We start from the raw sequence: 7,988 nt of genomic DNA, 5'->3' as shown, positions 1-7,988 counted from the left end.
TACCCGCTCGGCGAGCGCGAGCAGCCCGCTGCCGTGCGACGGCGGGCCGGGCAGCGGACCGGCCGGCGGCGGCGCGTTGACCACGGCCACCTCGATCCGGTCGCCGGCCCGGGTGAGCCGCACGTCGACCGCGGCGCCGGGGGCGTACCGGGCCGCGTTGGTCAGCGCCTCGCGGACCACCCGGTGCGCGGCGTGCCGGACCCGCGCCGGCAGCTCGGCCGCGTCGGGAGTCGCGGCCAGCCGGACCGCCATGCCCGCCTCCCGGGCGCCGTCGACCAGCTCCGCCACGCTCTCCTCGGCGGGTCGGGTGGAGCTGACGCCGCCCTCCTCGCGGAGCAGCCCGATGATCTCGTGCAGCCGTTCGGTGGCGGTGGCGACGCTGGCCCGCAGCTCTCCGGCGGCGACCCGGTGCCGCGGGTCGAGATCCGCGGCGACCTCCAGGGCGGCGGCGCGCAACGCGATCAGGCTGAGGTCGTGGCCGAGCGAGTCGTGCATCTCCTCGGCGATCCGGGCGCGCTCGCGCAGCCGGATCCGCTCGGCGGCACCGCGCTCCTCCCGGACCAACGCCTCGGCGTGCCAACGGCCCGCCTCGATCAACTCTTGCTGCTGACGCCGGTACCGGCCGACCAGCCACGGGAACACCCCGGCGAAGAGCAGCACCGAGGCGAGCAGGAACCAGGTGGCCGCGCCGGCACCGAGCAACCCCAGGTTGAGCACCGTGCCGCCGGCCGCGAGCGCGACGAAGGCGACGGCGGCCGGCGTGGCGGCGGCACTGCGCCGCCCGGCCAGGTAACTGAACACCGGGATCGCGAACAGGAAGTTGCCGTTCAGCAGCGAGCCGAGCACCGCCATGACCACGGCGGCCACCGGCCAGCGCCGGCTCACCCCGACCGCGGCGGTGAGCACGAGCAGCGCGCAGACCGTCAGCATGGTGTCCCGCCCGGGATGCGGCGGGGTCACCCCCGCGTACCCGATCGGCGCGGCGGTAACCAGCCACAGCAGCGCGTCGCCGGCCCACCGCCGGTGATCGGCACGCGACCACCACCCGCCGCCCACCCGGGCCACCCAGCTCGTCACGGCGGCCAGGCTACCCACGGCCGACCTGGGCGGGCACCGACGAAAGTCAGGTGTTCAGCTGATCTCCTCGGCCCAGGCCCGCCAGTCGTCGAGCACCCCGTAGAGCGCCGGGGTGAGCCAGCCCGGCGCGGACCGCCGGAAGACCCCCGGGTCCATCGCGCCGGCGCCGGCCGGCACCGCGCCGAGCAGGTTCGGCACCAGGTCGGTGAGGTTGGACCAGTGCACCAGCTCCGGCTCGGTGGGCCAGGCGCCGATGACCACCCCGGCCGGCACCGCCCGGCGGTCCAGCGCCTCCAGGGTGAGCGCTGTGTGGTTGAGCGTGCCCAGCCCGGCCCGGGCCACCACCACCGCCGGGGCGCCCAGCGAGACGGCCAGGTCGGCCACCGTCCACGGCTCCCCCGACGGGCGCAGCCCCATCGGCACCAGCAGCCCGCCGGCGCCCTCGACCAGCACCAGGTCGTGCTTGTCGGCCTCCTCGCGGACCGCGTCGACGGCGGTGTACAGCTCCAACGGCTCCAACTCGGCGACCCGGGCCGCGGCCAGCGGGGCCAGCGGATCGGGGAAGCTGGCCAGGGTGCGGCCGGTCAGCGGGGCCGCCAGCCGGGTCACGTGGTCGACGTCGCCGGGCTCGCCGGTGGCCGTACCGGTCTGGCCGGGCTTGACCACCGCGACCCGCAGGCCGGCCGCCTGCGCGGCGGCCGCGATCGCCGCGGTCACCACCGTCTTGCCGACCTCGGTGTCGGTGCCGGTGACCAGCACCGGCCCCCGCCACGGCTCGGTCATGTGCCCACCTCGGTTCGCGACTGCGGGGCTCGCACAACCGGCTCACTCCTCGCGCTCACGGCGCACACTCCACGATGACCTCCAGGGCCCGCTCGAAGTCCGCCCGGGGCACCCCGGCGCCGATGGTGAGCCGCAGCCGGGACCGGCTGTCCGGGGTCGACGGCGGCCGGAAGCAGCCGACCGCCACGCCGCGGTCCCGGCAGTCCGCCGCCCACGCCGTCGCGGCCTCCGGGCCGGGCGCGGTCACCGAGACGACCGCCGCGTCCGGTTCGGAGACGTGCAGTCCGGCGGCGCGCAGCCGGCGCACCGCGAGCGCGGCCCGCCCGGCGATCTCGGCGCGCGGCCCCTCGCCGGCCCGGGCCCGCGCCACGGCGGCGTGCACCCCGGCGGCGACCGCCGGGGGCAGCGCGGTGTCGAAGATGAAGGTGCGCCCGGTCTCCACCAGGTGGCGGACGAACTCGGCCGGTCCGGCGACCACCCCGCCGGCGCCGCCGAGGGCCTTGGACAGGGTGGCGGTGACCACCACGTCCGGCTCGCCGGCGAGCCCGGCGGCGGCCACCCCACCGGCCCCGGCCGGGCCGACGACCCCGAGCGCGTGCGCGTCGTCGACCAGCAGCAGCGCGCCGTGCCGGCGGGCGACCGCGTGCAGCTCGGCCAGCGGGGCGAGGTCGCCGTCGACGGAGAACACCGACTCGGTGACCACCACCGCCGGCCGGCCGGGCGCGCCGGCCAGCGCGGCTGCCACCGCCGCCACGTCGTTGTGCGGGGTCACCACGGTCTCCGCGCCGGAGATCCGGCAGCCGTCGATCAGCGAGGCGTGGTTGTGCGCGTCGGAGACGAGCAGCGTACGGGGCTGCACCAGCGCCCGGACCGCGCCGAGGTTGGCCAGGTAGCCGGAGGAGAAGACCAGGGCCCGGTCGGTGCCGAGCCAGTCGGCGAGGGCGTCCTCCAGCGCGTGGTGGGCGTCGGTGGAGCCGCGCACCAGCCGCGACCCGGTGGCCCCCAGCCCGTACGCCGCGAGCGCCCGGCCGGCCGCGGCGGTGACCTCGGGGTCGGTGGCCAGGCCGAGGTAGTCGTTGCCGGCCAGGTCGACCACGGCGTCGCCGGCCGCGCGGGGCCGCAGCCGGCGGGTCAGTCCCGCCTTCGCCCGCAGCTCGGCGCGGCGGTGCAGCGCCGCCAGCCAGTCCGCCACCGTCACCCCCACACCGCCGGTCGCGGCCGCCGTCACCGAGCACGGCCGCCGGGCGAAATTACCATCCGTGACAAGCGGCCCGGCGCTTCCACCCCGGCCGGCGTCGCCTCGTCACCGCAGGCCGCGCGGCCGTTCCTGTCGATCGGGCGGGCTTGTAGGGTACGAGCCATGCCAGAGATCCTCGACCAGGCCCGTACCCAGGTGCTGGAGAACGGTGTCGGCCTCGACGAGGCCGGCGTCCTCGCCGTGCTGAACCTGCCCGACCAGCACCTGCCCGCCGCCCTCCAGCTCGCCCACGAGGTGCGGATGCGCTGGTGCGGCCCGGAGGTGGAGGTCGAGGGGATCGTCTCGCTGAAGACCGGCGGCTGCCCGGAGGACTGCCACTTCTGCTCCCAGTCCGGCCTGTTCACCTCCCCGGTGCGGTCGGTCTGGCTGGACATCCCGTCCCTGGTCGAGGCGGCGAAGCAGACCGCGGCGACCGGGGCGACGGAGTTCTGCATCGTGGCCGCCGTCCGCGGTCCGGACGCCCGGCTGATGAAGCAGATGCGCGAGGGGGTCGCCGCCATCAAGGCCGAGGTCGACATCCAGGTGGCCGCCTCGCTCGGCATGCTCACCCAGGAGCAGGTCGACGAGCTGGTCGACATGGGCGTGCACCGCTACAACCACAACCTGGAGACCTGCCGCTCCTACTTCCCGAACGTGGTCACCACGCACTCCTGGGAGGAGCGCTGGGAGACGCTGCGGATGGTCCGCGAGTCCGGCATGGAGGTCTGCTGCGGCGGCATCCTCGGCCTCGGCGAGACGGTGGAACAGCGGGCCGAGTTCGCCGCGCAGCTCGCCGAGCTGGACCCGCACGAGGTGCCGCTGAACTTCCTCAACCCGCGTCCGGGCACCCCGCTGGGCGACCGGCCGGTGGTCGAGGGCAAGGACGCGCTGCGGGCCATCGCCGCGTTCCGGCTGGCCATGCCGCGCACCATCCTGCGGTACGCCGGCGGCCGGGAGATCACCCTGGGCGACCTGGGCACCCGCGACGGCCTGCTCGGCGGCATCAACGCGGTGATCGTCGGCAACTACCTGACCACCCTGGGCCGGCCGGCCACCGAGGACCTGGCGCTGCTGGACGACCTGAAGATGCCGGTCAAGGCGCTCTCCGCGACCCTGTGAGGGATTGACGGTGACGGACGCTGCTCCGCTGGCGACGCCGAACGCGACGGCGCCGGCCTGGTGCGACCGCTGCGGCCAGGCCGCGGCGGCCGGGTCGCACGAGACGTGCGCGGCGGCGCGCGCCCTGGAGCCGCCCCGGTTCTGCGTGCGCTGCCGACGCCGGATGAAGGTGCAGGTGCTGCCGGTGGGCTGGGCGGCGGTCTGCGTCGAGCACGGCGAGATCCGCGGCTGAGGCCCCGGTGACGCCCCGTTTCCTCGTCACCGGCGAGCCGGTCCCGCCGCCGGGGTTCCGGTGGCGCCGGTGACCGGGGAACTGCGCGGGCGGGCGGTGACGCTGCGCCCGGCCGGCGCCGCCGACGTGCCGGCGCTCGCCGCGATCCGGGCCACCCCGCAGGTACGCCGCTGGTGGCGCGGCGGCGACGACCTGGCCGCCGCCGTCGAGGCCGACCTGGCCGACCCCGACCTGACGGTGTACGCGGTGCTGCACGACGGCCGGGTGGTCGGCGCGATCCAGTGGTACGCCGAGGACGACCCGGACTACCGGCACGCCAGCCTGGACATCTTCCTCGACCCGTCGGTGCACGGCCGGGGGCTCGGGCCGGACGCCATCCGCACCCTGGTCCGGCACCTGGTCGAGGCGTACCGGCACCACCGGTTCACCATCGACCCGGCGGCGGCGAACACCCCGGCGATCCGCAGCTACGCCAAGGTGGGCTTCCGCCCGGTGGGCGTGCTGCGCCGCTACGAGCGCGGCGAGGACGGGCGCTGGCACGACGGGCTGCTGATGGACCTGCTCGCCGACGAACTGGTCGACTGACCCCGTTCCGGCACGATCCGGGCAGCCTGCCCATGTCCCGATCCGAGGGTCACCTGTCCATCCGGCCGGCCATCAGCCACCGGCCTCCCTCGGTTCCACCTGATCAGCGGGTCGAACGGCCCACCGATCAAGGAGGAACCCATGTCCCGATTCCAGCGCTGGCGAGAACCGCTGACAGCGCTCGGTCTGGCGGCCGGGCCGGTCGTCGCGCTCGGCTTCACCCGGTTCGCGTACGCCCTGCTGCTGCCCGCGATGCGCGGCGACCTGCACTGGACGTACGCCCAGGCCGGTGGATTGAACACGGCGAACGCCGCCGGTTACGTGATCGGCGCCGGGACGGCGGTGTTCTGGGCCCGCCGGTTCGGTGACCGGGCCGCCTTCCTCGGCACCCTGGTGGTGAGCGCGCTCACCCTGCTGCTGACCGGGCTCACCGCGAGCTATCCGGCGCTGGGCGCGCTGCGGTTCGTCGGTGGGGTCACCACCGCTGTCTGCTTCGTCCTCGGCTCCGCGCTGGCCGCGCGGATCGCCCACGGGGCGGGGCAACGGCGGGCGGCCCTGCTCGTCGCCATCTACATGGCCGGGGTCGGCATCGGCGTGGTGCTGTCCGGGATCCTGGTGCCGGCGGTGTTCGCCGGCGCGGGCGACGCCGGCTGGCGCGCCGGTTGGCTGGTGCTGGGGGTGGTGGCGGTGCTGGCCGTCGGCCCGGCGCTGCTGGCCGTCCGGCGGGTCGACGCGGCGGCCGAAGCGCCCACCGCGGGGCTGTCCCGCGCGGCACTTGCCCGGCTCGCGCCGACCTTCGCCTGGTACATCCTGTTCGGCGCCGGCTACGTCAGCTACATGACGTTCGTCATCGCGCTGCTGCGGGAGCAGGGGCTGGGCACCTCCGGCACGGCGACCTTCTTCGTGGTCCTCGGCCTGGCCTCGGTGCTGGCCACGCTGACCGTCTGGGGCCGGCTGATCGGCCGGCTGCCGGGTGGCCGGGCGCCGGCGCTGGTGTCCCTGCTCGTGCTGCTGGGCGTGCTGCCGGTGCTGCTGCTGCCGGCCGGCCTGCCCGCCGCCCTGGTCTCGGCGGTCGTCTTCGGCAGCTCGTTCATGGCCGGCCCGACAGCGGCCACGGTACTGGCCCGCCGGGCCCTGCCGCCGGCCGGCTGGACCGCCGGCATCGCGCTGCTCACCGTCGCCTTCTCGGTGGGCCAGGCGATCGGCCCGCTGCTCTCCGGTGCGCTCTCCGACTCCGGCGGCGTCGCCGTCGGGCTCTGGCTGTCGGTGGCGCTGCTCGCCGCCGCGGCCCTGGTGGTGCTGCGCCAGCGCGCGGACCGCCCGGCACACCTCGCGGAAACCACCCGACCGGCGCCCACCGGCGTCCGCTGAAAGGACCGAACCATGTACCGGCACATCCTGGCCGCAGTGGATGCGACCTCCGTCTCGGCGCGAGTCCTGGCCGCGGCCACGGCCCTCGCGACCGCGCTCGGCGCCAGCGTCCACGTCGTGCACGTCGACGAATCCGAGGCGATCTACGACCGGGTCGTGGACCTGGAGGACGACACCCTGGGCCGCGCACAGGTGGCCGTGGCGGTGGACCGGCTACGCGCCGCCGGGGTCCGGGCCACGAGCGCGGTCGTCGACGGACTCGACACCGACGTACCCGGGCTGATCCTGGACACCGCCCACGCGCGCGGCGCGGACCTGATCATCCTCGGCCCGCATCACCGCGCCGGGCTCGCCCGGCTGCTGGAGCCCAGCGTCAGCGACCTGGTCGGCCGGCGCGCCGACGTGGCGCTGCTGCTGGTGCGCTGAGCCGATGCCGGTGGTGCGGAACCGCTCCCGGTAGGCGCCCGGCGTCACCCCGAGCTCCCGCAGGAACGCCCGCCGCATCGTCTCCGGTGATCCGAAGCCGGTGCGGCGGGCCACCACGTCGAGGGTGTCCCCACCGCTCTCCAGCATCGCCTGCGCGGCCTCCACCCGGATCCGCTCGACGTAGCCGGCGGGGGTGGTGCCCAGTTCGGTGCGGAAGAGCCGGCCCAGCTGCCGCACGCTCACCCCGACGAGCGCCGCCATCGACGACAGGGTGTGGTTGGCGGCCGGATCGGCGGCGACCGCGTCGAGCACCCGGCGCACGGTGCCGTCGCGGGTGGCCGCCGCGCTGGCGCGCACGCTGAACTGGGACTGGCCGCCGGGGCGTTGCATGAAGACCACCAGGTGGCGGGCGACCGCCCGGGCGGTCTCCGGGCCGAGATCCGCCTCGACCAACGCCAGGGTCAGGTCGATGCCGGCGCTGATCCCGGCCGAGGTGATGACCCGACCGTCGGCGATGAAGATCGGATCGGCGTCGACGGTGACCGCCGGGAAGTGCGCCGCGAGCTGGTCAGCGAGATCCCAGTGCGTGGTCACCCGGCGGCCGTCGAGCAGGCCCGTGGCGGCCAGGGCGAAGGCACCGGCGCAGACCGACGCGGTCCGGTCCGAGCCGCCGGCGAGCCGGCGGATCTGGTCCAGCATCGCCTGGTCGGCGGCCACCGCCTGCCAGTCGGGGGCGCCGGGCACCACCAGCGTGCCCACCGGCGCGGCGACGTCGGGCAGCGCCCGGTCGACGCCGAGCCGGACGCCGGCGCTGCTCACCACGTCCCGGCCGTCCGGCGAGGCCAGCACCGTGCGGTACGCCCCGCCGTGCTCGTTGGCGACGGCGAGCACCTCCAGCGGCCCGGTGACGTCGAGCAGCCGCACCCCGTCGTAGACGACGAAGACCACGGTGTGGCGCCGGTCCGGAGCTCGCACGGCTCGACCCTAGTGCGGTTCCACTAACGTTCGCCGGGTGTCCGGTGGGCGTTGTGGATCCTCACCGTTGAGGGTGAGCGACTCCCCACCGTCGGGTGGTGGGGCGGGCCTCCGCGGGCCAACTGATCCTCGCGCCGCCCGGGGTGGGCGGCGGGGGTCACGTCGGGACTGGCCGGCACCGGG

General features: G+C 76.0%; 8 protein-coding genes and 1 pseudogene. 5 read left to right on the top strand and 4 right to left on the bottom strand.

Annotated features, from left to right (window positions below; all coding sequences use genetic code 11):
• The 3 genes from DLJ47_RS31070 to DLJ47_RS31060 all read right to left on the bottom strand — a co-directional run.
• The coding region (locus tag DLJ47_RS31070) for a sensor histidine kinase (RefSeq protein WP_233258114.1) at positions 1 to 1,077 on the bottom strand (1,077 nt) is incomplete at its 3' end.
• Between the two features lie 54 nt (positions 1,078 to 1,131).
• Positions 1,132 to 1,860: a dethiobiotin synthase gene (bioD, locus tag DLJ47_RS31065; protein ID WP_109905367.1), complete on the bottom strand. Its 729-nt coding sequence runs from the start codon at positions 1,858 to 1,860 to the stop codon at positions 1,132 to 1,134.
• Between the two features lie 55 nt (positions 1,861 to 1,915).
• Positions 1,916 to 3,052 carry an 8-amino-7-oxononanoate synthase gene (locus DLJ47_RS31060; RefSeq protein ID WP_109905373.1) on the bottom strand — a complete coding sequence of 379 codons (1,137 nt, stop codon included), beginning with the start codon at positions 3,050 to 3,052 and terminating at the stop codon, positions 1,916 to 1,918.
• A gap of 168 nt (positions 3,053 to 3,220) precedes the next feature.
• On the opposite strand from DLJ47_RS31060, the gene bioB reads away from it, so the two are divergent.
• The 5 genes from bioB (at position 3,221) to DLJ47_RS37995 (ending at position 6,830) form a co-directional block, all read left to right on the top strand.
• Complete coding sequence (bioB, locus tag DLJ47_RS31055) at positions 3,221 to 4,216, top strand: biotin synthase BioB (protein WP_109905365.1); 996 nt, start codon at positions 3,221 to 3,223, stop codon at positions 4,214 to 4,216.
• 10 nt (positions 4,217 to 4,226) lie between these two features.
• Positions 4,227 to 4,448, top strand: coding sequence for a biotin synthase auxiliary protein BsaP (bsaP, locus tag DLJ47_RS31050; RefSeq protein WP_109905363.1), 222 nt, complete (start codon positions 4,227 to 4,229; stop codon positions 4,446 to 4,448).
• Positions 4,449 to 4,517: 69 nt separating this feature from the next.
• Positions 4,518 to 5,033 (top strand): GNAT family N-acetyltransferase, encoded by a 516-nt coding sequence (locus DLJ47_RS31045; RefSeq protein WP_233258113.1) that lies wholly within the window; start codon positions 4,518 to 4,520, stop codon positions 5,031 to 5,033.
• A gap of 141 nt (positions 5,034 to 5,174) precedes the next feature.
• On the top strand, positions 5,175 to 6,404 hold the full coding sequence (locus tag DLJ47_RS31040; RefSeq protein WP_109905361.1) for a YbfB/YjiJ family MFS transporter: 1,230 nt from the start codon (positions 5,175 to 5,177) through the stop codon (positions 6,402 to 6,404).
• A gap of 12 nt (positions 6,405 to 6,416) precedes the next feature.
• Positions 6,417 to 6,830, top strand: a complete 414-nt coding sequence (locus tag DLJ47_RS37995) for a universal stress protein (protein ID WP_199236081.1) — start codon at positions 6,417 to 6,419, stop codon at positions 6,828 to 6,830.
• Between the two features lie 33 nt (positions 6,831 to 6,863).
• On the opposite strand, the pseudogene DLJ47_RS31035 reads toward DLJ47_RS37995, so the two are convergent.
• Positions 6,864 to 7,778 (bottom strand): annotated as a pseudogene (locus DLJ47_RS31035) (GlxA family transcriptional regulator); the annotation flags it as partial.
• Positions 7,779 to 7,988 lie beyond the last annotated feature (210 nt).

Source organism: Micromonospora sp. S4605 (genome assembly GCF_003176715.1).
Taxonomy (GTDB): Bacteria; Actinomycetota; Actinomycetes; order Mycobacteriales; family Micromonosporaceae; genus Micromonospora; species Micromonospora echinaurantiaca.
The sequence above is the reverse complement of the archived record's forward strand: the minus strand, read 5'-3'. Positions and strand labels throughout refer to the sequence as shown.

Bases quoted from the DNA above. Each gene is read 5' to 3' on its own strand.
- bioB (WP_109905365.1), top strand. From the start codon at position 3,221: ATGCCAGAGATCCTCGACCAGGCCCGTACCCAGGTGCTGGAGAACGGT.
- DLJ47_RS31040 (WP_109905361.1), top strand. From the start codon at position 5,175: ATGTCCCGATTCCAGCGCTGGCGAGAACCGCTGACAGCGCTCGGTCTG.
- bioD (WP_109905367.1), bottom strand. From the start codon at position 1,860: ATGACCGAGCCGTGGCGGGGGCCGGTGCTGGTCACCGGCACCGACACC.
- DLJ47_RS37995 (WP_199236081.1), top strand. From the start codon at position 6,417: ATGTACCGGCACATCCTGGCCGCAGTGGATGCGACCTCCGTCTCGGCG.